Here is a 23,749-nt window from a genome sequence, read left to right as displayed (position 1 = left end):
GACCCGTTTCACGCCCGAGTGCAATTGCGGAAAGTTCAGGACTGCAGCGGCCGTTTGGCTCGCTACAAAGCCATTTGTGACGCCGCCGGCCGGCCGCTGGACGGTTCTGGCTCATTTGCCTCTTGTCGGAAGACGGAATGCACAGCCGACGCCTCGCAGGCCTTTGCGCCGACGAAAGCGGCGGCGCGTGACTGAGCGACCCAAGGCTTCGCGGTCATGGTTGTCCAACAGTCGGATGACCAGTTTCGGCTGCTCGAAGAAGGAATGCACGTCTTCTCTGAGAGATATTCCTACTGCCGGGTTGACGGCCTTGACCAGAACCAGAGGACGTCAATCTGGTACAGCAAGAATGCCGCAGACTGGCTCTATGGAAGGAACCAGTTCTAGCCTACATCGGTGTCATGAATGCTCCACAGCATAGGCCACCGAGATGAGCAATGAAAGCGCTCACCTGCACTCTGACGCAGCGATCGGCGCACCGGTTTACAAGACCTGGATGTGCGCGCTCTGCGGGGTTGTTTACAGCGAGCGGGAGGGATGGCCGGACGAGGGCATTCCGCCGGGCACTCGCTGGGAAGACGTCCCCGACGAGTGGATCTGCCCCGATTGCGGCGCAGACAAGAGTGAATTCCAGATGACTGAGGTCTGAACGAAATCCCGTTGATGCTGCGAGCAGCGTGCGCGGCATTCATCAATTGCCAGGGAGCTAGCATGTACGTCCCCCCACCTTTCGCCGAGTCGCGCCCTGAGGCGCTTCACGATCTCATCAACAAAAATCCTCTCGGCATCCTCTTTACTAACGGGAAGAGCGGGCTCGACGCAAATCACCTGCCTTTCGAGTTGCATGCGAAGGAAGGGCAGCAGGGCGTGCTTCATTCACATGTGGCTCGCGCAAATCCCATTTGGCAGGATATCGCGACGGGAAACGAGGTGCTGATCGTATTCCGCGCCGGGGATGCCTACATCGCGCCGAACTGGTATCCGAGCAAGGTCGAGTTCAAGAAGCAGGTCCCGTCCTGGAACTATATGGTGGCTCATGTGTACGGACGCGTGACAATCCGCGACGATGAGCGTTACGTTCGTGGCATGGTCGCGCGGCTGACGCGCATCCATGAGGCAAAGCAGGCCGATCCTTGGAAGATGACTGACAGCCCCAAGGACTACATCGATATGATGCTCAAGATGATCGTCGGAATCGAGATCGAGATCACACGACTCGTTGGCAAGTCGAAGCTTAGTCAGAATAAAGAGGTCCGGGACATTCTCGGTGCAGGGAACGCGCTCAAGGCCCAGGGCAAGGATGTGATCGGCGATGCAATGCTGGCCGCCGCTGTGGCCAAAGCGGAGCAGGCCTGACTCATATCCGACGGAGCGACATGCTCGGAGAAATCGTGGCGCAACGACCTACTTGTGATCCTCGGGTATGACGGGGCCAAACCCATCGGCGGCCCTGCGCAAGCATGGATAATCTCATTCGCCCTACGATCGTCTGCCGCTGGCGAAAGCTGTAGTTGGACTCAAACACTGGAGATCAGTGCGCGTTCTTCCCGGCGCGCTGCGGAGCACCCAACCCAATGTTCAAGTTCGCGGCGAGCGCCGATTGCCGCGAAAGAGACCTGAGCGCGGCCATCCAGATATTATCTGGCAGTTTCCATCCGTGGGCGCTTGGACAGTTTGGCCTTTCTGTTCGCGCGGACCGATGCCTCAAGGACACCTTTCAGGCGGACTGCGGCCGCCTGCAATTCCGCGACGGAAAAGCCGCCGAAGCCGAGCATTAGACCGAACCGAGCAGGCGCATTTTGGTACATGGGCGAGATCGGTCGCACAACCAGCCCGGCCTTGTGTGCTTGCTCGGCAAGCTTGACGTCGTCGAGGCCGGCAGGAAGCCAAAGCACCAGGTGCATACCTTGGTCGCTGGGTTGGAGCGCTGTCCAGGACGGCAGCTCCGTCTCAATGGCGGAGATCAGGGTCACGCGCCGTTCTGCGTAAGCGCCCCGGATGCGCCGTATGTGAGCTTCGAAATAGCCCTCGCGCATATATTGCGCGAGCACATATTGATCGGCTGTCGGAGAATGGCGGTCAATAAGAGCACGGGCGCCCGCGAACGCATCCACCAGCGGAAGGGGAACGATGGCGTATCCGATCCGCATGGATGAAAACAGCACTTTGCTCATCGTCCCGAGATAGACGACACGTGTAGGATCGAGTCCCTGCAGGGACGGAAATGGATGTCCCGCGTAGCGAAGTTCGCTGTCGTAATCGTCCTCGACAATCCAGGCATTGTTTTGACGGGCCCAGGACAGCAGAGCCGTGCGTCTCCCCATGCTCATCGGCATGCCGAGCGGATATTGATGCGATGGCGTAACGAACGCGACCCGAGCCTTCGGGCATCGGACGAGACCTTCGTGGACGTCGATGCCCTGCGCGTCGACGGGAATGCGAGAGGTCTGGACGTTGAAGTTTTCGAGAACCGCGACAATACCGGGATAGGCGGGGTCTTCCGCCCATACTGCGTCTCCGTCCGCAAGAAGAACGGTTGCAGCCAGAAAAAGACCCTGCTGCGTACCCGCCGTGATCACGACTTGGCCGGCCTCGCATTTCACTCCACGGGCTTTACGAACGTAGTCAGTAATCGCGAGCCGCAAATCAGGCAATCCTTTCGGGTCGATGTATCCCGACGGGGCAGCCACGCGCAGCGCTCGGACGCGATTACCGAGACGGCGCCACTTGTCATCCGGGGCGACCGCGCCTGCCGGATGAGCGATTGCAAATGGCGCCGTCCCTTGCGGCCGAAGAGCTTGCGCGACCTCTGCAAGACGGGCGACGTTCTCCCGCAACACAGGGCCGATCCGCGGCGGCGCAATGAATGCCTGCGGTGGGCTGACGAGTTCGCGACCGCCGTTGACGTTGGCGACGATCGTGCCGCCTCTGGCGCGCGCCTCGAGGTAGCCTTCCGCATGTAGCTGACCGAACGCCTCGATGACCGTACCCCTCGCGAGTTGGAGCGATGCCGCGAGGGCGCGGGTGGACGGCAGCCGTTCGCCCGGCTTCAACATCCCGTTTGATATCGCCTCGCGAAGTGCCTGTGTAAGTTGTTGTCCGACCCGGCCTGCGGCCTTGTCGAGAGAGCCCAGCGAGGGAATTGCGATGATGTTTCGGCGCCTTGCCATTGCCGTTCTGGTCTACCTGTCCGCTCGTACTTTGAAGTCCAGAATAGACCAACTCTGTGAGTCATTGAAAGAAATCGTCACATACCGCTCTACCGCTCGGTTTCGACATCCAACCCGCCGAGCAGCGATGGCCTTGCGGGTCAACGACCATTTCCCCACGACGTAGGTAGCTCGGCCCGAGGCCGTGGAAGATCGCCTCGTTGAATCGACGGGCTGAGCATCTTCGTTGTTGAGAGGCTATCCAGTTTCGAAGCCCGTCGAGAGTGTGAAATCCATCGGCCGCGTAGCAGCGGACGTCCGGAAGGAAAGCCTGCATCAATTCGGCGAGCGCATGTCCCGGATCGAGGTCCAAGCACCCTGCTGGCCCTCAGCTCTGCCAGGGCCTCCGGGGTCCCGACCGCTCGATGAGGCGCGCGAGCTGCAAAGTGAGCTTCACTGTTGCATCGCTTGCGGAGAAGATGCGCTCGCCGTCGCCTCCTGCGATCAGAATCCGCTGGCTTTCGATCGGCCTCGCTCCTGCTGGCGGCGAGCGCCTCTTGCAAGGGTTTGCGGGCGCGCGCGAGCCGTGACGTGCGGGAAGTGATCTCAATGCGTGTCTATATGTTGAAGGCGGCTGCGGCGCTCAGGCGCTACATCGATGATCGCCTTGTACAGATGGATCGGCGAGCATCAGCGATAGCTCCCTACCAGACCAATGAAGAGTGCATGACTCAGGTTCTCCGCACGCGCGGACGCCCCCGCGGCGAGGGTTGCTGTTCGGCGCCAAGCAGAGGTTTGCCCTGAACCAAGCTCCAGCCAGACCTGCAGTTCATTGCGAGGAGCGGGCGTCTTCACCGTCGAGCTGAGCCAGCAGCCAGTCTGCAAACGCTCGTACGGCCGATCTTTGTCGGCTGGCGCGCGGATAGATGAGACGGTGACCGACGTAACTGATATCGGTCGCACGTCCCGCCAATGGGGCAACCAATCGCCCATTGGCCAGTTCAAGCTGGGCCAGGAGGGTTGATTCCAACGCCACTCCCAATCCCTCCGCAGCGGTCGCAATTGCAAGAAAGCTCCGATCGAACCTCATGCCGTGGAGCGCGGGGGCTTCCAATCCGTTGGCAGCGAACCATTGATGCCACTGCACCTGCTTCACGTCTGAGCGGATGAGCGTCTGATCGAGGAGATCAGCGGCCTTCCTTATCGAGTTTGCGAGCGAGGGAGAGCAGAGCGGCGTGACCGTCTCCTCTGGTAGTGGAACAATCTCGACGCCTTCCGCGCGCGGCGGACCGTAGACGATGTCGATATCGAAATCATCGTTGCTGAAGCGCGCATAATCCGTGCTTGCGGCCAGTCGAACCTCGAGCTTCGGGTAAGCAGCGAGAAACTGCGCAAGCCGTGGCGCCAGCCATTGCGCAGCAAAACTTGGGGCGGAATGGACGCGCACCAGTTGTGGGCCGCGGGCGGCGACTTCTTCAAGCCCGCGGCGGAGCTGATCGAACGCCGCCCCGGTGTGACGCATCAGATTTTCGCCGGCTGGCGTGAGCCGCACAGATCGCGCGCTGCGCTCGAACAGAACGGTCCGAAGCGTGGCCTCCAGCTTGCGAATCGCGTGACTGACGGCGCTCGGCGTCAGGTGAAGCTCATTCGCCGCATCGCGAAACGATCCGGTCCGGGCTGCGGCTTCAAAGGCACGAATTGAGGATATCGGGATCTTCGAGAGCATTCGATAAGTGAACCAGATTCATCGATCCGTGACAACTGCGCGTTTGTAGGGCCGGCCTCCGCAGGTCATTCCTAAATCCAGCAAGGAAGAACAATTTGCGGGAGGAATTGATGCTGCTCAGCGGTAAGACGGCAATCATTTCGGGCGCGGCCTCGCCGCGGGGCATCGGGCTCGCAACCGCCCGGCGGTTCGCCGCCGAGGGCGCTCGGGTGGCCATTCTGGATATCGACGCGGGCGCCGCGGCGGAAGCTGCGGCATCGCTTGGAAAGTCCCACATTGGACTGGCGTGCAACGTCGCCGACAAATCGCTCTGCGAACAGGCAGTCACCCGTGTGATCGAAACCTTCGCAGGCATCGATATCCTGATCAACAATGCCGGGATCACCCAGCCCGTCAAGTTCCTGGACATTTCGCCGGCCGATTGGGATCGAATTCAGGACGTCAATCTCAAGGGTATCCTGTTTCTGTCCCAGGCGGTGATCCCGCATATGCGCGCACGGAAGTCCGGGTCGATCGCGTGCATGTCGTCCGTCTCGGCCCAGCGCGGTGGTGGAATTTTTGGCGGGCCACACTACTCGGCTGCGAAAGCAGGGGTCCTTGGCCTCGCCAAGGCGATGGCGCGGGAGTTCGGCCCTGACGGGATTCGCGTCAACTGCGTTACGCCCGGCCTGATCGGCACGGATATTACGGCAGGCAAGCTGAATGATGAAATGAGAGCGAAAATTCTGGAAGGCATTCCGCTCAATCGCCTCGGCACGGCAGAAGATGTCGCCGGTATCTACACCTTCCTGGCCTCGGACCTATCTGCCTACGTCACGGGTGCCGTGATCGACGTCAACGGCGGCATGCTTATCCACTGAGCCAGCGAGATAAGGTCCAGATCGATGGAAACGCCCACCAATGCGCTTATCAACGCGCCCAAGCTAGCGGACCGCGCCTACAACATCCGCCGCAATGCGCTGCGCATGGGCGAAGTCCAGGGGCAGGGTTATATCGCGCAGGCGCTCGACATCTCCGATGTTCTCGCCGTGGCCTATTTCCACGCCATGCGTTACCGGCCTGAAGACCCGTCATGGGAGGGCCGGGACCGCTTTCTGCTCTCCAACGGACATTATGCCATCGCACTCTACGCAGCTTTGATCGAGGCGGGAATTGTCCCGGAGGAAGAACTCGAAACCTATGGCAGCGACGAGAGCCGCCTGCCGATGTCGGGCATGGCCTCCTACACGCCCGGAATGGAAATGTCGGGCGGATCGCTCGGACTTGGGCTGAGCATTGCCGTCGGCATGAGCCTAGGACTCAAGCGCAAGAGATCCGAGGCACAGGTATACACGTTGTTTTCCGATGGCGAACTCGACGAAGGCTCCGTCTGGGAAGCGATCCAGTCGGCAGGCCACTACAAGCTCGACAATCTGATCGGCATCGTCGACGTCAACAATCAGCAGGCGGATGGTCCTTCCACGCAGGTTATGGCCTTCGAGCCGCTGGTCGACAAGCTTCAGGCCTTCGGCTGGTTCGTGCAGCGGATCGACGGCAACGATCTCGATGCCGTACTTACCGCGTTCGACGCCGCCAAGTCCCATCCCGAGCCCAAGCCGAGGATGATCGTCGCCGACACTCTGATGGGGAAGGGCGTTCCTTTCCTGGAGCAGCGCGAGAAGAATCATTTCATCCGCGTCGAGCAGCACGAATGGCAGCTCGCGCTTGCCGCGCTGGAAGCTGGGAGGCAGGCATGAGGACCATCAGATCAGCACCGCAGCCGCGCAAGCCGCGCCTGACCACCTCCGCCATGATCGCATCGATCGCTTCTGAAAGACAGAGGACGAAACCGGCGCCCTTTGGACATGCGCTCGTCGAGCTCGCCCGCAGCCGCCCTGAGGTTGTCGGCATGACGGCCGATCTGGGCAAATACACCGATCTGCACATCTTCGCGAAGGAATTTCCGGACCGTTATTATCAGATGGGCATGGCCGAGCAGCTTCTGTTCGGCGCTGCGTCGGGCCTTGCCTCCGAAGGCTTCATGCCGTTCGCGACCACTTACGCCGTGTTCGCATCGCGACGGGCTTACGACTTCATACACCAGACGATCGCGGAGGAAGATCGCAACGTGAAGATCGTCTGCGCGCTGCCGGGGCTGACCTCGGGCTATGGCCCGAGCCATCAGGCCGCAGAAGATGTCGCCCTGTTTCGCGCGATGCCGAATATGACGGTCATCGATCCCTGCGATGCTCACGAAATCGAGCAGCTGGTGCCCGCCATCGCGGCCCATCATGGGCCTGTCTACACCCGCCTGCTGCGCGGCCAGGTGCCGCTCGTGCTGGACGAATATGATTACAAATTCGAGCTCGGCAGGGCCAAGCTGATTCGTGACGGGAAGGACGCCCTGGTCATCTCATCCGGCATCATGACCATGCGTGCGCTCGAGGCGGCGCAAACCTTGAAGGGCGACAGCATCGACACTGCGGTGCTGCATGTTCCAACCATCAAGCCGCTCGACACTGAGACGATCTTGCGTGAAGCCGGCAAATCGGGCCGTCTTGTCGTCGTTGCCGAGAACCACACGTCGATTGGCGGCCTTGGCGAGGCAATTGCCGCGGTTCTAATGCGTTCAGGCGTTCATCCGCGTTTCCGCCAGATCGCATTGCCGGACGAATTTCTTGACGCTGGCGCACTTCCGACACTGCACGACCGCTACGGGATTTCTACCGCAGAGGTCGCAAGGCAGATCAAGCAGTGGCTTGCACCGGCGCTAAGCGCCAATCCAGCCAAGTCCTTGTGAGGAGCTACACCCGTCGCATGTTGCGGCGGCGAGCGATGACTCTTGCCTACATGCCGGCGGTCGAGAGCGGGGAACCAAGAGACGCGAAAGCTGCACGCCAGCGCAGGCTGATGCTGTCGGCACCAACGTCAATGCAGGATCAGGAGGAAACATGATTGTCTCGAAGCCCGGAAGGATGAGCCGCCGTACGCTATTGATGGCAGCCACGGCCGTACCTCTCTGCGGGATTCTTACTCGTCCGGCTTCCGCAGCCGAGTTCGTTTACAAGTTTGCGACCGGGCAGGATCCGACCCACCCCGTGAATATCCGGGCCCAAGAGGCGATCGACCGATCCGCGAAGCGACGAGCGCGGGCTGGAGATCAGGCTGTTTCCGGCCAATCAGCTCGGCTCCGACACCGAACTCCTGACCAGGTACGCAGCGGCGTGAGTTCTTCAACCAACCGTCCTCGATCCTTGCCACCCTGGTGCCGAGCGCGGGCATGCACCGTCTTCGCATTCGCCGATTACGACAGCGTGTGGAAGGCGATGGACGGCAAACTCGGCACCTAAGGAATTCCGGTCATTGCCCGTCACGACGACATGCTTCCTTTTGCGAGCTTTATTGTCCCGAGGATGCGCTTTGGGTCTCCCCTTTCTCGGATGAGAACCAGCCCGTCGTCGTCAAGACACTCAAGCGGACCGCGGCGATCGGCAGCTATCGCCGAGCTGTCAGCTGGGCCCATGAGACGCGGGGTCGGCGCGGCATCGACAGGAGCTATCTACTTTTTGGTCAATGAGTTGGGCTGCCGCCGCGCCCTGCCCACTTAAGATGCATGCGTTCGCGGGCTTCGCGGCGACGCTGGCGCCGTTCGCGTCGGCGCTTCGCTCGCTCTGCCGGCAGCGGCAAGGATGGCACTGGTGGCCCGGCCGTTTCGACTGGCACCTTCTCGACCGGCTCGTGTTCGGTCCGGCGCGCCTCCATGGATTCGAGCACGGCTCGTCCCTTCACAGTAATCCTCCAGCCGCCGTTTTGACGCTCGACGAGGCCGTCCGAAAAAATGTCGAGCTCGGGTACGCGCGTTGCCATCCGCTTGGTGCGCTCGGCCCATTCCGGGCCGCTGGTCGCCAGGATGGCCATGTCGCGCTTGAGGTCCGCCATCACGGCGAATCCATCCGGATAACTCACCAGGATCTTCAAGACCGTGACCTGGAAATTCACTGCGCACCTCGCCTGATCAACGCCACATCCTCGGCGCTTGTGTCAGGGCTTTCCGGCCAATCTGCCGCAGCTCGTCCGGTGTCGTTTCGCCGGTCTTTGCGGTTTCGAGGATCTTGCAGGCCACATGGGTGCGAGCGCCCGTCTCGTCGCGGGCTAGCTTTTCGCAGACCTCGTCAAGTACCGCTCGCAATAGAGCGGTTGTAGCTTGTTCAAACATGGGTGCGCCCCTTGGAAAGCCCGATCCTACCTCAAGTCTTTCCATTTTGGGATTCACGAATGTGAACTAATGAACTCTGCCGCACTGCACACGACCTGCGCCTGCGCCCCTCCTGAAATCCTGCTCGAAACTGCGCCTCTCAAATCGGCCAGGCCGAGTTGCGGCTCACCTGCCCCTCACCGTGGGGCGAGGACAACGATACTCCGAGAAGCCGAACCGGCTTTGGAGCAGGCATCTCGTTTTGAAGCAGCGCGATCGAGAAGTGTTCGAGCTCGCTGTGGTTCGACTTCGCGATCGGCATGGACCTGCTGCGCGTGATGATGTCAAAATCGTTGACTTGAGCCTTCAGCGTGACTTTCCGGGCCCGCGCGGTCCTTGTCCTCCCAGTGCCGGCAGACCTTCTCGATCAGCGGGCCCAACTCGGTGGCCATTGCGTCGAAAGCGCTAAAGATCGGTTGAGGACGTATTCTCCGCACCAACCGACTTCCGGATCCGGTTCGCGCGGACCTCGCGGTGATCGATGCCCCTCGATATCCGGTAGTATTACGCGCCGGCCTTGCCGAAATTGGCTTGCAGAGTCGAGCGACTGATTGCGGACGTCGAGGCAGTGTACCGCCCGATAGCATTCATCTTGGCGCAAGTCGCCGGACCGATGCCGTGGGATTTGCTGACAGGGAGTGCCTCCACGAAGCCGGGGCTCATCTCCGGCGTGATGACGTACTGGCCGTTTGCCGCGCCAGGCTTTCTGCAGATACGCGCCGGCCGCGGAAACTCGCGTCCGAGGGGGCGCGCTAGCTCGCCCTGGTCAGTGCTCTGGAGCGGGACATCGCTGACGGTCGGCTGTCCGATGGCGACTGCCTTCCGCCGCACCTTGAACTGGCACGAGAGCTCGGCCTGTCCGTCGGCACCGTCAGCAAAGCCTATCAGAAGGCCGAACAACGCGGTATCAGCGGAATGTCGGGCAGGGCACCTTCGTCCGGCGTCATTCGCCGCGCAGGCCGAGGTGGCCACGGCATGACATGAACCGGTCAATTTAGCGCTGAGCGTGCCCGGCCACGGAAGCGAAACGCAGGTCCTGTCCGCGTTGTTTGGCGAGGTGGTGCGCGAACCTGATCTTGCACTGTTGTTGGGCTACCATCCTCACGCTGGCCTTTCCCAGGAACGTGAAATCATCGCAGCCTCGCTCTCTGACAACGCCTTTACGGTCGCGCCGGCACAGCTGATTCTGTGCAACGACGCCCAGCACGCGATCGATGTCGCCCTGCGCTTCGTGGCAAAACCCGGCGACAGTGTCTTGGTGGGTGCTTTCACTTATCCCTGCTTCAAAGCCATCGCCGCGCCAGCCACCTTAATTTGGTGCCCGTGGACATGGATGAGGACCGAATCGACCCTGAGGCGCTGAAAAAGCCTGCCGGGCGTCCCGAGCGCGAGTGCTCTATTGCCTGCCGACGTTGCAGAGCCCCACGGCTCGCACGCTGAGTCTTGACCGCGGGGGCGCATCGGTGAATTCGCCGAGGAGCTCGATCTCGCCATCATAGAGGATGACGTTTACCGCTTTTTCTTCCCCGAGCGTCCTGTGCCGATCGCCTCATTGGTGCCGGCCCTCTCCTTCTAAATCACGTCCTACTCCAAATACCTTGCGCCAGCCTTCAGGCTCGGGACAGTGACAGTCCCGCCGGCCTACATCGCTCAAACTCAGCTCCTCCTGCACGCCTGTGCCTGGTTTGTTGCTCAGGTGTTAGGCGAGACTGTGGTGCGGTTGATTGAGAGCGGAAAGCTGGAAGAACTTCTGCGTGAGCGGCGGCGTCAGGCGCACGAACGTTACGGGGTGCTCCTAGACTTTTTCCCAATGCCGCAAACTTCAGTTCTCAGCCTTCTACGGATAGTTGCAGTTGCCGCAAGAGTGGTCGCAGATCGGTTTACGGCCGCTGCGCCAGGACGAGGCATACTTGTCCCCCCCGCATCGCCTCAGCGGTGGGAAAGGGGGATCCTGGCGCCATTCGCATCTGTTTTGGCGCCCCCAGCGATCCTAAAGAACTGTCCGATATATTTCAGATACTTCGGGACATTATGGCTCGCCGGCCAGTAAACGTCGCTTCTCACGCGTAGGTGTCCGTCTTCGTTTCGGTACGCGTGGCGAATCCCTTCGCACGACATCCCCTTTTCTTGGCTGCGACGATAGATCGGCTGCCATCAAGCCGGTGCTGCCGAACTAAAGAAGATCACCGATGGAAATTCTCGGCCAGGTCTCGGTCTGCCGAGCGGCTTTAATCTTCGCCGACCAAGCGTCGATGAGACTGTCGAGGACCAATCGTCCGTTGCCACGAGTATCCGGCCATTTCATCGTTGGTGTTCCCAGTGGCAGCGAGATCACCCCATGCGCCGCCGATAGCAGGGCGGTCGCGAGGCGCTCCGTCAGCCTTGGCGTCGCCTCCACCCCTAATTCGGAAAGATACTCCGCCATCGAGGTCACAAATAGCCCGTAGCCCTTTCGTGCGATCTCAGTTTCACCGAAATAAACCCCGTCGGGAAAACGCCTGTCCTCGACTGTGCCGGCCATCGAATAGAGCGATCGAAAATGATCGGGGTTATTCACCCAATACTCGATATAGGCCTCCATGACACGCCGCAGCCGGACCTCACCGCTGGAATGAAGCGCGCGGACTTGGTCGAGCCGATCCGCCATTTCCTCGAGATTCCTCTCCTTCACTGCCAGCAGCAGCAGGATCTTGGTCGGAAAGTATTTGAGAACCGTACCCTTCGAGTAACCGAGCGCATCGGCGATCTTCTGGATCGAAACGGTTTCGAGTGTGCCGCTCGCGAACTCCTTTCGCGCTGTTTCCAGGATTCGAGCCTGCAACGCGCGCTTGTCAGCTTCTTGGCGTGCGCGCTTCTGAAAGCGTCGCATCCCCTTGGAGTTTCCTGATCTCTCGGCCGACATCCAATCTCCGCCCGGTCTGTCCTGGTCTGTCCTGCAGCTACATGGCTGTTATCACGAGCAAAAAACGCCACTCCATTCCCAGCTTGCCATCTTCTGCAATAAATGACTATAGTCAATTAAGTAGAAGCGACCAAACGGAGGCAAACAGTGGCAACTTCGGCACGCGAGTATGCCTGCAGCGATTTCGATCCGTTCGACTGGGACACTCGCATCGACCCCTATCCGGCCTATGCCGAGCTTCGTGCGAAGGCACCCGTCGTCAGGCTCGAGAAATACGGCATCTTCGCCGTGCCGCGTTTTGCCGAGATCAAGGCGGTCTTTGCTGACCATGTGAACTTCAGCAATGGCGGTGGTGCTGGCATCGTCAATTATTTCAAGGAGAAGCCGTGGCGTCCGCCGAGCATCGTCCTCGAAGCTGACCCACCGCTACATACACGCACCCGAAAGGTGCTAGCTCGGATCATGTCGCCGGGTGCCATGCGGGGCCTCGAGAACGGTTTCAAGGCCAAGGCCGCCGCGCTGGTCGACGAACTCATTGAAAAGAGATCATTCGACGCCGTCCGCGATCTTGCCGAAATATTTCCGGTGACTGTATTTCCGGATGCCCTGGGCATCGACAATGAGGGCCGCGAAAATTTTCTGACCTACGGCGCAATGGTGTTTGCCGGCATGGGGCCGGAGAACGATTATTTCCGATCTCTGATGGCCAAGGCACCTGAGGTTTTGCCTTGGGTTGCCGCGAAATGCCAACGGGACGCCTTGGCTCCCGGCAGTTTTGGCGCACAGGTCTACGAGGCCGCCGATAGCGGCGAAATTACCCATGACGAAGCGCCTCTGCTCGTCCGGTCCTTTCTTTCGGCGGGACTGGATACGACTATCTGTGCAACAGGCATGGCCCTCTTTAGTTTGGTCCGTCATCCGGAGCAGTGGGCCATTCTGGCCGCCAATCCTTCGCTGGCGCGCGGCGCGTTCGATGAGAGCCTGCGCTATGATTCCGCCGCACCTTACGTCTTTCGGACCACACCGCATGAAACCGAGATCGCAGGGGTGCCGATCGGTAAGCACGAGAAAGTATTGCTGCTGATTGGTTCTGCAAATCGCGACGAAACGCGGTGGGAGCAGCCCGACCAGTTCGACATCACCCGGCGCGTCTCGGGCCATATCGGCTTCGGCACCGGGATCCATGGCTGCGTGGGGCAAATGGTCGCGCGGCTCGAAGGCGAAGCCGTTCTGGCCGCCTTGGCGGCGAGCGTCGCATCAATCGAGATAACGGGCGAGCCGGTATACCGCGACAGCAGTGGATTGCGGGCCCTCAGCTCACTGCCGGTACGCGTTACGACGAAATAGCGCCAGCCCGGGCTCTTTGCGGCGGCTGTCATTGCCCGCCAGGACGGCTGGCGGACCTGCTTCCTTTGCGAGCTTATTGCCCGAAAGGTGTTGTCGTGCAAGCGCCGCTGCTTCTTCGACGTAGTTGCTATAGTTCAGCACGCCTTTCGCATGGAAGTTCGTTGAGCCGAGAAGGGATCTTGTTCTTGAAAAGGAGCTCCCAAGGGCCCGAAGGATCAACGATCGCCTTGATAACGTTTGCATCGAGAATCAACGCGGGCCCTCTATCAGCCTTGCGAAATACGCCATCGTCATCGTGGCGAACCCCAGGCAGGTCACCAGATCAATGCCGGCGGCGAGCAGCGCATCGCGCTGCAAGTCCGTGCTCTCGCCGTCGGAGTCCGACGACACGCATGTAGCCAACCAACATAGGCGGATACGCATCGGAAATAGGTTTCCGTATTGCAGCGCGTGGCGGCAGAGTTTTCCGCATATTTTTTGCGCCACCAAGCGTTTAGTTTAGGACGCTACTACAAGATTCGGTAGTTGGCTAAAGCCACTTTGAGGCCCTAGGTTCCGGCCGCCGTCCCCGCCGATCATCATCATCGACGAACAGAAGCGAACGCAAGCGCACGTGAAGCCCGCACCGTCTGCCGGTCACCTTCCGCCCTTCCATCGCGTAGAGACTGAAGTGTCACCATGTCCGAACAACCCTTGCCGACGCTGCCGATGTGGCGCGTCGATCACATCGAGCCCTCGCCCAAGATGTTGGCGCTACGCGCCAACGGTCCGATCCACCGCGTGCGCTTCCCGTCCGGGCACGAAGGCTGGTGGGTGACAGGCTACGACGAGGCCAAGGCGGTGCTGTCCGACGCGGCGTTCCGGCCCGCGGGAATGCCGCCGGCGGCATTCACCCCGGATTCGGTAATTCTCGGTTCGCCGGGGTGGCTGGTCTCGCACGAGGGGGGCGAGCATGCCCGGTTGCGCACGATCGTGGCGCCAGCCTTCAACGACCGCAGGGTGAAGCTGCTCGCGCAGCAGGTCGAGGCGATCGCCGCGCAGTTGTTCGAGACGCTGGCGGCCCAGCCCCACCCCGCCGACCTGCGGCGCCACCTCTCCTTTCCGCTTCCGGCCATGGTCATCAGCGCGCTGATGGGCGTGCTCTACGAGGATCACGCGTTTTTCGCCGGCCTGTCCGACGAGGTAATGACGCACCAGCATGAAAGCGGCCCGCGCAGCGCGTCGCGCCTGGCTTGGGAAGAACTGCGCGCCTACATTCGCAGCAAGATGCGGGACAAGCGCCAGGATCCGGGCGACAACCTGCTGACGGACCTGCTCGCGGCGGTCGACCAGGGCAAGGCGACCGAGGAAGAGGCGATCGGTCTGGCCGCGGGCATGCTGGTGGCGGGGCACGAGAGCACCGTCGCGCAGATCGAATTCGGCCTGCTGGCCATGTTCCGCCATCCGCAACAGCGCGAACGCCTGGTCGGCGATCCATCCCTGATGGACACGGCGGTGGAGGAAATCCTACGCATGTACCCGGCGGGCGTGGGCTGGGACGGCATCATGCGCTATCCGAGGACCGACGTGACCATCGCGGGCGTGCATATTCCCGCGGAGAGCAAGGTGCTGGTCGGACTGCCTGCGACGTCGTTCGATCCGCGCCATTTCGACGACCCGCAAATCTTCGATATCGGGCGCGCCGAAAATCCGCACCTAGCGTTCTCCTACGGTCCGCACTACTGCCTCGGCATGGCGCTGGCCAGGCTGGAACTCAAAGTGGTGTTCGGTTCGATCTTCCAGCGCTTTCCCGCGCTGCGCCTGGCCGTGGCGCCGGAAGAACTGAAGTTGCGCAAGGAGATCATCACTGGCGGGTTCGAAGAGTTGCCGGTGCTCTGGTGATGCGCGGACGCCCCCGGGAATCGCGATCTTCTCCGCAATTTGCCGGCGCGCCTGGCGCGCGCCGTTCAGATCAGCCAGCCAACAGTTAAGCAAGATGGACGTGCAAGAAACCACAGCAGCATGCCGGGACGCCTTCGCCGAACTGGCTTCGCCAGCGTGCATCGATGACCCGTATCCGTTCCTGCGATGGTTGCGCGAGCACGATCCGGTGCATCGCGCGGCGTCGGGCCTCTTTCTGTTGAGCCGCCACGCCGACATCTACTGGGCGCTCAAGGCCACGGGGGATGCGTTTCGGGGACCGGCGCCCGGCGAACTGGCGCGCTATTCCCCGCGCGCGGCGACCAGCCTGTCGCTCAATCTGCTGGCGTCCACGCTGGCGATGAAGGACCCACCGACGCATACGCGTCTGCGCCGGCTGATCTCGCGCGATTTCACCATGCGCCAGATCGACGACCTGCGTCCGAGCATCGCGCGCATCGTCGCAGCGCGCCTGGACGGCATGGCGCCCGCGCTGGAGCGCGGGGAGGCGGTGGACCTGCATCGGGAATTCGCGCTGGCCTTGCCCATGCTAATCTTCGCCGAACTGTTCGGCATGCCCCAAGACGACATGTTCGGGCTCGCCGCCGGCATCGGCGCCATTCTGGAAGGCCTAAGCCCGCACGCCAGCGATCCCCAGCTCGCCACGGCGGACGCGGCCAGCGCCAGCGTGCAGGCGTACTTCGGCGACCTTATAGAGCGCAAGCGCACCGATCCCCGCCACGACATCGTGTCGATGCTGGTCGGCGCACACGAGCACGATGCCGACACGCTGTCGGATGCGGAGTTGATCAGCATGCTGTGGGGCATGCTGCTGGGCGGCTTCGCCACCACTGCCGCGACCATCGACCATGCGGTCCTGGCGATGCTGGCGTATCCCGAACAGCGGCACTGGCTGCAGGGAGACGCCGCGGGGGTGAAGGCATTCGTCGAAGAAGTCCTGCGCTGCGACGCGCCCGCCATGTTCAGCTCCATTCCGCGTATCGCCCAGCGCGACATCGAACTAGGCGGCGTGGTGATCCCGAAGAACGCGGACGTGCGGGTGCTGATCGCGGCCGGCAATCGCGACCCGGACGCCTTCGCCGACCCCGACCGCTTCGATCCCGCGCGGTTCTACGGCACCAGTCCTGGCATGTCGACCGACGGGAAGATCATGCTGAGCTTCGGCCACGGCATCCACTTCTGCCTCGGTGCGCAACTGGCCCGGGTGCAGTTGGCCGAGAGCCTGCCGCGGATCCAGGCGCGCTTCCCCACGCTGGCATTGGCCGAGCAGCCCACCCGGGAGCCCTCCGCGTTCCTTAGGACATTCCGCGCGCTGCCGGTGCGGCTGCATGAGCACGGTGGCTGAGATGCGCGTCGTGGTCGACCAGGATCTGTGCGGAACCACCGGGCAGTGCGTGCTGACGCTGCCGGGCACCTTTCGCCAGCGCGAACCGGACGGCGTGGCCGAAGTGTGCGTGGCGACGGTCCCGCAGGTGCTGCACGCCGCCGTGCGGCTCGCGGCGAGCCAGTGCCCGGTCGCCGCCATTCGGGTCATCGAAAGCGACGCTGGCGATGACGAGCGCGCCAGCGCCGACCCCGCGCCTTCTCCGGCGAGGCCGAGCGGCATGCCGCGAAAGACCAACGCAATCGACGAGGACACGATCGGACGGTTTGAAGGCAAGGTGGCCGTGGTGACCGGCGCCGGCGCCGGCATCGGCAAGGCATGCGCCCTAGCCATCGCGCGCGAGGGCGGCAGAGTGGTGGTGGCCGACATTGATGGCTCGGCGGCCATCGCCTGCACCGCGCAGATCGCGGCCGAAGCGGGCCACGCGCTGGCGCTGGCGATGGACATCGCCGATGCGCGGGCGGTGGCAGCGCTGTTCGAGACGGCGGAGCGGCACTTCGGTGGGGTCGACCTGCTGGTGAACAACGCGAGCGCCATGCATCTGACCCCGCGCGACCGAGCGATCCTCGACCTGGACCTGGCGGTCTGGGATCAGACCATGGCGACCAATCTGCGCGGTAGCCTGCTCTGCTGCCGGCAGGCCATCCCACGGATGATCGCCCGCGGCGGCGGCGCCATTGTCAACATGTCGTCATGCCAGGGGCTCAGCGGTGACACCGCGCAGACGTCCTACGCCGCGTCGAAGGCGGCGATGAACATGCTGTCGGCCTCGCTCGCCACCCAGTACGGTCATGCGCAGATCCGCTGCAACGCGGTTGCGCCGGGTCTCATCATGACCGAGCGTCTCCTCGCCAAGCTGGACGAGGGCATGCAACGGCATCTGCGCCGGCACCAGCTCCTGCCGCGCGTCGGCCGTCCCGAGGACGTGGCCGCGCTGGTGGCGTTCCTGCTTTCCGAGGATGCTGCGTTCATCACCGGCCAGGTCGTGTGCATTGACGGCGGCATGCTGGCGCATGTGCCGACGTACGCCGACGGTGGCAACAGCCGCGCCGCGCGGCCTGCCGGCAACACCGCCGAAGCGGCTGCGGCGCCGCGCTGCTGATGGACATGCTGCTCAACCCGCTGGCGCGTCGGCACCGGCTGCGGTACGACATCCCGATCGTGCCCGGCGCTTTCCCCCTGGTCGGGCATCTTCCCGCCATCGTCTGCGACCTGCCGCGCCTGCTGCGGCGCGCGGAACGGATGCTGGGCAGCCACTTCTGGCTGGATTTCGGCCCTGCCGGACACCTGATGACCTGCGTGGATCCGGACGCGTTCGCGCTGCTCCGGCACAAGGACGTGTCCTCGGTGCTGATCGAAGAGATCGCGCCCGAATTACTTGGCGGAACGTTGGTCGCCCAGGACGGCGGCGCGCACCGGCAGGCGCGCGATGCGATCAAGGCGGCGTTCCTGCCCAAAGGGCTGACTCAGGCCGGCATCGGCAACCTGTTCGCGCCCGTCATCTGGGCGCGGGTGCAGGCGTGGCGTGACCGCGGCGACGTAACCATCCTGCGCGAAACCGGCGACCTGATGCTCAAGCTCATCTTCAGCCTCATGGGTATCCCCGCGCAGGACTTGCCAGGCTGGCATCGCAAGTACCGGCAACTGCTGCAGTTGATCGTCGCGCCCCCGGTCGACCTGCCCGGGCTGCCCTTGCGGCGCGGCCGCGCCGCCCGCGACTGGATCGACGCGCAGTTGCGCCAGTTCGTCCGCGACGCGCGCGCACATGCCGCGCGCACCGGGTTGATCAACGACATGGTGAGCGCCTTCGATCGCAGCGACGATGCGCTCTCCGATGACGTCCTGGTCGCAAATATCCGCTTGCTGCTGCTTGCCGGTCACGACACCACCGCCTCGACGATGGCCTGGATGGTGATCGAGCTGGCGCGGCAGCCTGTGCTGTGGGACGTCCTGGTCGAGGAGGCGCAACGCGTGGGCGCGGTGCCGACCCGGCACGCGGACCTGGCGCAGTGTCCGGTCGCTGAGGCCCTGTTCCGCGAGACGCTGCGCGTGCATCCGACGACCACGCTCCTGCCGCGGCGGGCGCTGCAGGAATTGCAACTCGGCCAACGGCGCATTCCCGCGGGCACCCATCTGTGCATACCGCTGCTGCATTTCTCGACCTCGGCGCTGCTGCACGAGGCGCCTGATCAGTTCCGCCTGGCGCGGTGGCTGCAACGCACGGAGCCGATCCGGCCGGTGGACATGCTGCAGTTCGGTACCGGCCCACACGTCTGCATCGGCTACCACTTGGTGTGGCTCGAACTGGTGCAGTTCTGCATCGCTTTGGCGCTGACCATGCACAAGGCCGGGGTGCGGCCGCGGTTGCTGAGCGGCGTCGAAAAAGGCCGGCGTTATTACCCGACCGCACATCCGTCCATGAAAATCCGCATCGGATTCTCATGAGCTGGCATCGCTTGCGCCTGTGTGGCGAGGCAGCGACGCCGGCAACACCGCGGCGGCCCGCTCTGGCCGTCTCCTGTCAGGTACAAGGACATGAACAGCATGCAGACCGGTTCCACGCTACACGACGACCGAACTGGCGTTTCCGCGCTCGGCGGATTGGGCGCGCAGGCGCGCGGCGCTTCCGGCAGGCTGATGCCTGAGATCTGGATGCAGGACGGCGCAAAGCGGGTCGAACAAGCGCTCGCGCGTCGTCTCTGCGTCGAAGACAAGGGTGAGACCGAGCTGATCGCGGCAATGCGCTACGCCACCTTGCATGGCGGGAAGCGCACCCGCGCCTTGCTCTGTCTGGCTGCCGGCACACTGGCCGACACGCCGGCGCACATGCTCGACGACGTCGGCGCCGCGATCGAGATGATGCACGCCTGTACCCTGGTCCACGACGACCTGCCCGCGATGGACAACGACGTGCTTCGCCGCGGCCTTCCGACCGTGCATGTCAAGTTCGGCGAAGCCACCGCGATCCTGGTCGGCGACGCGCTGCAGGCGCACGCCTTCCTGACCCTGGCGAGCCTGGATGCGCCGGGCGACAATCCTATCGCGCTCGTGCGCGAACTGGCGCAGGCGGTGTCCGCCGAGGGTGCCGCAGGCGGGCAGGCCATCGATCTGTCGCTGGTCGGAAAGCACGTCGAGCTGGACAGGATCGTCGCGATGCACCGGATGAAGAGCGGAGCGCTAGTGCGCGCGTCCGTTCGCATGGGCGCGCTATTCGCCATCGCGGAGGATGCCGCGCACGCTGCGCTGTACTGTGCGCTCGATCGCTACAGCGCCTGTTTCGGCCTGGCGTTGCAGGTGGTCGATGACATTCTCGATGCGACGGCGGATACCGCGGCGCTGGGAAAGACCCCCGGCAAGGACGCGGCGGCGCAGAAGCCGACCTGCGCGTCGATCATGGGGCTGCAGGCTGCGCGCCAGTTCGCGCTCGATCTGTTGCGCGACGCCGGAGAGGCCATCGTCCCGCTGGGGCCGCGTGCGGAACGGTTGGGGCAGATGCTGCAGCGGGCCAACGCGCACCTGTTCAAGCACGCGCCATGCGCATGAGCGCGCCCGTGCGCATGGAGTCGCCCTTGTGCCGCTGCGATCAGCCGGCGGTAGCGGTGCATGCTGCACCGTGTCCGAGTCCGCGGCGCCCATCGCAGCGGTTGCCCTGCACGGCCGCGGCGCGCTGCGGCCAAGCCTATGCGGCGGACCGGCGCCAGCGTCGTTGGCGCGTCGCCGCGCCAGAGCAGTGCGGCCGTCCGGCGCTGCCCATCGGCCGGGCCGCGACGGACCTGCGGCGACGTGTGCGGCGTCTGCCCGATCCTGGTTCTCGTCAACCGTCTGCAGAAGGAACATCCCGCGTGAACGCGCAGTCCGAACAGATCCTTTCCGAATTGCGCCACCTGCTGAGCGAGATGAGCGACGGCGGCAGCGTCGGTCCGTCCGTCTACGACACGGCGCGAGCTCTGCAATTCCACGGCAACCTCACCGGTCGGCAGGACGCCTACGCGTGGCTCATCTCGCAGCAACAGGCCGATGGCGGATGGGGAAGCGCGGACTTCCCGCTGTTCCGTCATGCGCCCACGTGGGCGGCGTTGCTGGCATTGCAACGTGCCGATCCTCTTCCCGGCGCTGCCGACGCGGTCCAGGCTGCAACCCGGTTCCTCGAACGCCAGCCCGATCCCTACGCGCATGCGGTGCCGGAAGACGCGCCGATCGGCGCGGAGCTGATCTTGCCGCAATTTTGCGGCGAGGCCGCATCCTTGCTGGGCGGCGTGGCGTTTCCGCGCCACCCGGCGCTGTTGCCGTTGCGGCAAGCGTGCCTGGTCAAGCTGGCGGCGGTGGCGACGTTGCCGAGCGGCCATCCGTTGCTGCACTCCTGGGAAGCCTGGGGGACCTCGCCGACCACCGCATGCCCGGACGACGACGGCAGCATCGGCATCAGTCCGGCGGCCACCGCCGCGTGGCGTGCGCACGTCCTGACACAGGGGAGCACGCCGCAGGTCGGGCGCGCGGACGCGTATCTGAAGGCGGCATCGAAGGCGACGCGCAGCGGCATCGAAGGTGTCGTTCCCAACGTCTGGCCGATCAATGTGTTCGAACCATGCTGGTCGCTGTACACCCTGCATCTGGCCGGGTTGTTCGCGCATCCCGCGCTCACTGAGGTGATGCGCGTGATCGTCGCGCAGCTCGATGCCCGCCTTAGCGTGCGCGGTCTCGGCCCGGCCTTGCACTTCGCGGCCGATGCGGATGACACCGCCATTGCGTTGTGTGTCCTGCGCCTTGCAGGCCGCGACCCGGCGGTCGATGCGTTGCGCCAATTCGAAAGCGGCGAGCTGTTTGTCACCTTCCCCGGCGAGCGCAATGCCTCGATGTCGACCAACATCCATGCCCTGCATGCGTTGCGACTGTTTGGAAAGCCTACCGCCGCCGCCAGCGCCTATGTCGAAGCCAATCGCAACCCGGACGGTGTATGGGACAACGAAAAATGGCACGTTTCATGGCTGTATCCCACCGCGCATGCCATCGCTGCGCTGGCGCAAGGCAACCCCCAGTGGCGCGACGAGCGCGCGCTGGCGGCGCTGCTGCGCGCGCAGCGCGACGACGGCGGCTGGGGCGCCGGTCGCGCGTCCACATTCGAGGAAACCGCCTATGCGCTGTTCGCGTTGCACGTGATGGACGGGAACGAAGAGCCGACAGGGCGCCGGCGCATCGCGCAGGCGGTGGCGCGTGCGCTGGAGTGGATGCTCGCCCGCCATGCGGCGCATCCATTGCCGCAGATGCCGCTGTGGATCGGCAAAGAACTATATTGCCCCACGCGGGTCGTGCGCGTGGCTGAACTCGCCGGGTTGTGGCTGGCACTTCATTGGGGGCGGCGCGCGCTGGCCAAGGGAGCAGGAGCGGCGCCATGATCCAGACCCAACGCGCGCTGCAGCAGGTGCTGGAGTGGGGGCATTCCCTGACCGGGTTCGCCGATGAGCATGCCGTGGAAGCAGTCAGGGGCGGCCAGTACATCCTGCAGCGCATCCATCCGAGCCTGCGCGACGCCAGCGCCCGCACCGGCCGCGATCCGCAGGACGAAACGCTGATCGTGGCGTTCTATCGCGAACTGGCGCTGCTGTTCTGGCTCGACGATTGCAACGACGTTGGCCTGATCGCGCCGGAGCAGCTCGCCGCGGTGGAGCAGGCGCTGGGGCAGGGCCTGCCGTGCGCGCTCCCCGGATTCGAGGGCTGCGCGGTGCTGCGCGCCTCGCTGGCCGCACTCGCCTACGATCGTCGCGACTATGCTCAGCTTCTCGACGATACCCGGCGCTACTGCGCAGCGCTGCGCGACGGACCCGCGCAGGCGGCAGGGGCGGAACGCTGGTCCTACGCCGAGTACCTGCACAATGGCGTCGATTCGATCGCCTACGCGAATGTGTTCTGTTGCCTGTCATTGCTGTGGGGGTTGGACATGGCGACCTTGCGCGAGCGTCCGGCATTTCGCCAGGTCCTGCGGCTCATCTCCGCGATAGGGCGTCTGCAGAACGATCTGCATGGACGCGACAAGGACAAGACGGCGGGCGAGGCCGACAACGCGGCGATCCTGCTGCTGCAGCGCTATCCGGCTATGCCTGTGATGGAGTTCCTCAAGGACGAGCTGGCCGGCCATACGCGCATGCTGCACCGCCTGATGGCGGAAGAATGCTTTCCCGCGCCGTGGGGAGCGTTGATCGAGGCCATGGCCGACATCTGCGCGCAGTACTATCAGACCTCGACCAGCCGCTATCGCAGCGACGCCGCGGGGGCAGGCCAGCGTGCGCCGGGCTGAACGCGCGGGAGGCGGAGGCGAGCGCCCGCTCCCCTCGGTCAGATCGGACGCAACGCCGTCGCCCGATGGAGCGAGCATGAGCGACACCGCCATGAGCCCGTGCAAGGACGACTATCTGGACGTCGTGCTGGATCGGCGAACGGCACCGGCCCCGATCGCCGACGGCTGGAAGTATATAGGTTTCGAACACTGCGCATGCGACTTGGACCTGACGCAGATCGAGCGCTGCGCCTGGCTGGTGGGCAAGATCATGGCGCGAAGCGGCGTCCATAGCGATCACCGAGAAACCCGGTACGCAACGATCCCAGATCATGCCGACGAAGGTCGCGGAGATGAACACCGCATTCTGGGCGAGGGTCCAAACCTGGTCTTCGGCATCACGGTCAGCACGGTACCGGCAATGTAGATGAAAAACATTCCGATGCCGATCAGCAGCATGAGGCGGCCATGGAATGGCCCGACCAGCAGTCGATCAAGACGAGTGCCTGCGTTCACGGATTCGAGTTTGACGCTCTCCCTTGATGCGGACCGCCTTCTTCGAACGTCTGCCGCTTGTCTTCTGTTAGGGTCTGTACCTAATTAACTGCTTCTGATTCGCTCTTGCCAAGTTGATTCGGCATGGGGGCTTCGATGCGCAAAGGACTGTTCTGGCTCAACGACAAGCAGTGGGCTCAGATAGACCGCAGCTGCCAATGAACCAGACCGCGCCGGCGCGCGAGGGGATGTCCCGGGTTCTGTTGAATTTCTGAAGAGGTCGGCGTTGCCCCCCTTGAGCCGGTAGGCTCGGGGTGCTGA

Annotated in this window: 22 protein-coding genes and 4 pseudogenes; 18 read left to right on the top strand and 8 right to left on the bottom strand. The window is 63.4% G+C overall.

Annotation, left to right across the window (positions count from 1 at the left end):
- The first annotated feature begins 430 nt into the window (after window positions 1-430).
- Both AC0L20_RS33725 and AC0L20_RS33720 read left to right on the top strand, forming a co-directional pair.
- On the top strand, window positions 431-649 hold the full coding sequence (locus AC0L20_RS33725; RefSeq protein ID WP_473294806.1) for a rubredoxin: 219 nt from the start codon (window positions 431-433) through the stop codon (window positions 647-649).
- Window positions 650-711: 62 nt separating this feature from the next.
- Window positions 712-1,356 carry an FMN-binding negative transcriptional regulator gene (locus tag AC0L20_RS33720; RefSeq protein WP_473294805.1) on the top strand — a complete coding sequence of 215 codons (645 nt, stop codon included), beginning with the start codon at window positions 712-714 and terminating at the stop codon, window positions 1,354-1,356.
- Window positions 1,357-1,637: 281 nt separating this feature from the next.
- Here the strand turns inward: AC0L20_RS33720 and pdxR are convergent, their stop codons facing one another.
- The gene (pdxR, locus tag AC0L20_RS33715; protein ID WP_473294804.1) at window positions 1,638-3,170 is read right to left on the bottom strand and encodes a MocR-like pyridoxine biosynthesis transcription factor PdxR; all 1,533 of its coding nucleotides are present in this window, start codon (window positions 3,168-3,170) and stop codon (window positions 1,638-1,640) included.
- Window positions 3,171-3,978: 808 nt separating this feature from the next.
- The gene (locus AC0L20_RS33710; RefSeq protein ID WP_473294803.1) at window positions 3,979-4,875 is read right to left on the bottom strand and encodes a LysR substrate-binding domain-containing protein; all 897 of its coding nucleotides are present in this window, start codon (window positions 4,873-4,875) and stop codon (window positions 3,979-3,981) included.
- Between the two features lie 110 nt (window positions 4,876-4,985).
- Between AC0L20_RS33710 and AC0L20_RS33705 the strand changes: the two genes are divergently transcribed.
- From AC0L20_RS33705 to AC0L20_RS33690, 4 genes and pseudogenes are all read left to right on the top strand, one after another.
- Entirely contained in the window at window positions 4,986-5,735 is a 750-nt protein-coding gene (locus AC0L20_RS33705; RefSeq protein ID WP_473251151.1) for an SDR family NAD(P)-dependent oxidoreductase, read from the top strand.
- A gap of 24 nt (window positions 5,736-5,759) precedes the next feature.
- Window positions 5,760-6,611, top strand: a complete 852-nt coding sequence (locus tag AC0L20_RS33700; protein ID WP_317245102.1) for a transketolase — start codon at window positions 5,760-5,762, stop codon at window positions 6,609-6,611.
- Window positions 6,608-7,654 carry a transketolase family protein gene (locus tag AC0L20_RS33695; protein WP_473294802.1) on the top strand — a complete coding sequence of 349 codons (1,047 nt, stop codon included), beginning with the start codon at window positions 6,608-6,610 and terminating at the stop codon, window positions 7,652-7,654. Before AC0L20_RS33700 ends, AC0L20_RS33695 begins: the two co-directional genes overlap by 4 nt.
- 151 nt (window positions 7,655-7,805) lie before the next feature.
- Window positions 7,806-8,198, top strand: a pseudogene (locus AC0L20_RS33690) (TRAP transporter substrate-binding protein); the annotation flags it as partial.
- Window positions 8,199-8,424: 226 nt separating this feature from the next.
- Here AC0L20_RS33690 and AC0L20_RS33685 read toward each other — a convergent pair.
- The 3 genes from AC0L20_RS33685 to AC0L20_RS33675 all read right to left on the bottom strand — a co-directional run bounded on the left by AC0L20_RS33685 (window position 8,425) and on the right by AC0L20_RS33675 (window position 9,392).
- Window positions 8,425-8,853, bottom strand: a complete 429-nt coding sequence (locus tag AC0L20_RS33685; protein WP_007600175.1) for a hypothetical protein — start codon at window positions 8,851-8,853, stop codon at window positions 8,425-8,427.
- Between the two features lie 16 nt (window positions 8,854-8,869).
- Window positions 8,870-9,070: a hypothetical protein gene (locus tag AC0L20_RS33680; protein ID WP_317245100.1), complete on the bottom strand. Its 201-nt coding sequence runs from the start codon at window positions 9,068-9,070 to the stop codon at window positions 8,870-8,872.
- 139 nt (window positions 9,071-9,209) lie between these two features.
- A complete protein-coding gene (locus tag AC0L20_RS33675; RefSeq protein ID WP_473294833.1) occupies window positions 9,210-9,392 on the bottom strand; it encodes a hypothetical protein in 183 nt (60 codons plus the stop codon).
- A 479-nt stretch (window positions 9,393-9,871) separates the two neighbouring features.
- On the opposite strand from AC0L20_RS33675, the gene AC0L20_RS33670 reads away from it, so the two are divergent.
- Window positions 9,872-10,093 carry a GntR family transcriptional regulator gene (locus AC0L20_RS33670; protein WP_473294832.1) on the top strand — a complete coding sequence of 74 codons (222 nt, stop codon included), beginning with the start codon at window positions 9,872-9,874 and terminating at the stop codon, window positions 10,091-10,093.
- Window positions 10,094-10,115: 22 nt separating this feature from the next.
- Window positions 10,116-10,472, top strand: a complete 357-nt coding sequence (locus AC0L20_RS33665) for an aminotransferase class I/II-fold pyridoxal phosphate-dependent enzyme (RefSeq protein WP_245285983.1) — start codon at window positions 10,116-10,118, stop codon at window positions 10,470-10,472.
- 810 nt (window positions 10,473-11,282) lie between these two features.
- Here AC0L20_RS33665 and AC0L20_RS33660 read toward each other — a convergent pair.
- Window positions 11,283-12,011, bottom strand: coding sequence for a TetR/AcrR family transcriptional regulator (locus AC0L20_RS33660; protein WP_007600176.1), 729 nt, complete (start codon window positions 12,009-12,011; stop codon window positions 11,283-11,285).
- A gap of 147 nt (window positions 12,012-12,158) precedes the next feature.
- Between AC0L20_RS33660 and AC0L20_RS33655 the strand changes: the two genes are divergently transcribed.
- Window positions 12,159-13,358, top strand: a complete 1,200-nt coding sequence (locus tag AC0L20_RS33655) for a cytochrome P450 (protein WP_473294801.1) — start codon at window positions 12,159-12,161, stop codon at window positions 13,356-13,358.
- Between the two features lie 249 nt (window positions 13,359-13,607).
- Here AC0L20_RS33655 and AC0L20_RS33650 read toward each other — a convergent pair whose 3' ends face one another.
- Window positions 13,608-13,748: a hypothetical protein gene (locus tag AC0L20_RS33650; protein WP_231189001.1), complete on the bottom strand. Its 141-nt coding sequence runs from the start codon at window positions 13,746-13,748 to the stop codon at window positions 13,608-13,610.
- Between the two features lie 288 nt (window positions 13,749-14,036).
- Between AC0L20_RS33650 and AC0L20_RS33645 the strand changes: the two genes are divergently transcribed.
- The 9 genes and pseudogenes from AC0L20_RS33645 to AC0L20_RS33605 form a co-directional block, all read left to right on the top strand.
- Complete coding sequence (locus tag AC0L20_RS33645; protein WP_473294800.1) at window positions 14,037-15,239, top strand: cytochrome P450; 1,203 nt, start codon at window positions 14,037-14,039, stop codon at window positions 15,237-15,239.
- Between the two features lie 94 nt (window positions 15,240-15,333).
- Entirely contained in the window at window positions 15,334-16,623 is a 1,290-nt protein-coding gene (locus tag AC0L20_RS33640; protein ID WP_473294799.1) for a cytochrome P450, read from the top strand.
- A 1-nt stretch (window position 16,624) separates the two neighbouring features.
- Window positions 16,625-16,932, top strand: a pseudogene (locus AC0L20_RS33635) (ferredoxin).
- Window positions 16,919-17,764: an SDR family oxidoreductase gene (locus tag AC0L20_RS33630; protein ID WP_035995472.1), complete on the top strand. Its 846-nt coding sequence runs from the start codon at window positions 16,919-16,921 to the stop codon at window positions 17,762-17,764. The pseudogene AC0L20_RS33635 and the gene AC0L20_RS33630 overlap by 14 nt, the downstream one beginning before the upstream one ends.
- On the top strand, window positions 17,764-19,107 hold the full coding sequence (locus tag AC0L20_RS33625) for a cytochrome P450 (RefSeq protein WP_473294798.1): 1,344 nt from the start codon (window positions 17,764-17,766) through the stop codon (window positions 19,105-19,107). The genes AC0L20_RS33630 and AC0L20_RS33625 overlap by 1 nt, the downstream gene beginning before the upstream one ends.
- A 99-nt stretch (window positions 19,108-19,206) precedes the next feature.
- Window positions 19,207-20,205, top strand: a complete 999-nt coding sequence (locus AC0L20_RS33620; RefSeq protein ID WP_317245092.1) for a polyprenyl synthetase family protein — start codon at window positions 19,207-19,209, stop codon at window positions 20,203-20,205.
- Window positions 20,206-20,504: 299 nt separating this feature from the next.
- The gene (locus tag AC0L20_RS33615; protein WP_473294797.1) at window positions 20,505-22,055 is read left to right on the top strand and encodes a hypothetical protein; all 1,551 of its coding nucleotides are present in this window, start codon (window positions 20,505-20,507) and stop codon (window positions 22,053-22,055) included.
- Entirely contained in the window at window positions 22,052-22,954 is a 903-nt protein-coding gene (locus AC0L20_RS33610; RefSeq protein WP_473294796.1) for a terpene synthase family protein, read from the top strand. Before AC0L20_RS33615 ends, AC0L20_RS33610 begins: the two co-directional genes overlap by 4 nt.
- Window positions 22,941-23,207 (top strand): annotated as a pseudogene (locus tag AC0L20_RS33605) (type 2 isopentenyl-diphosphate Delta-isomerase); the annotation flags it as partial. The gene AC0L20_RS33610 and the pseudogene AC0L20_RS33605, both read left to right, overlap by 14 nt.
- Before the next feature lie 4 nt (window positions 23,208-23,211).
- Here AC0L20_RS33605 and AC0L20_RS33600 read toward each other — a convergent pair.
- Window positions 23,212-23,449, bottom strand: a pseudogene (locus AC0L20_RS33600) (MFS transporter); the annotation flags it as partial.
- Window positions 23,450-23,749 lie beyond the last annotated feature (300 nt).

Source organism: Bradyrhizobium sp. Kon58 (assembly GCF_055807455.1).
Note: the sequence above shows the minus strand (reverse complement) of the source record. Positions and strands in the feature narration are given on the sequence as shown.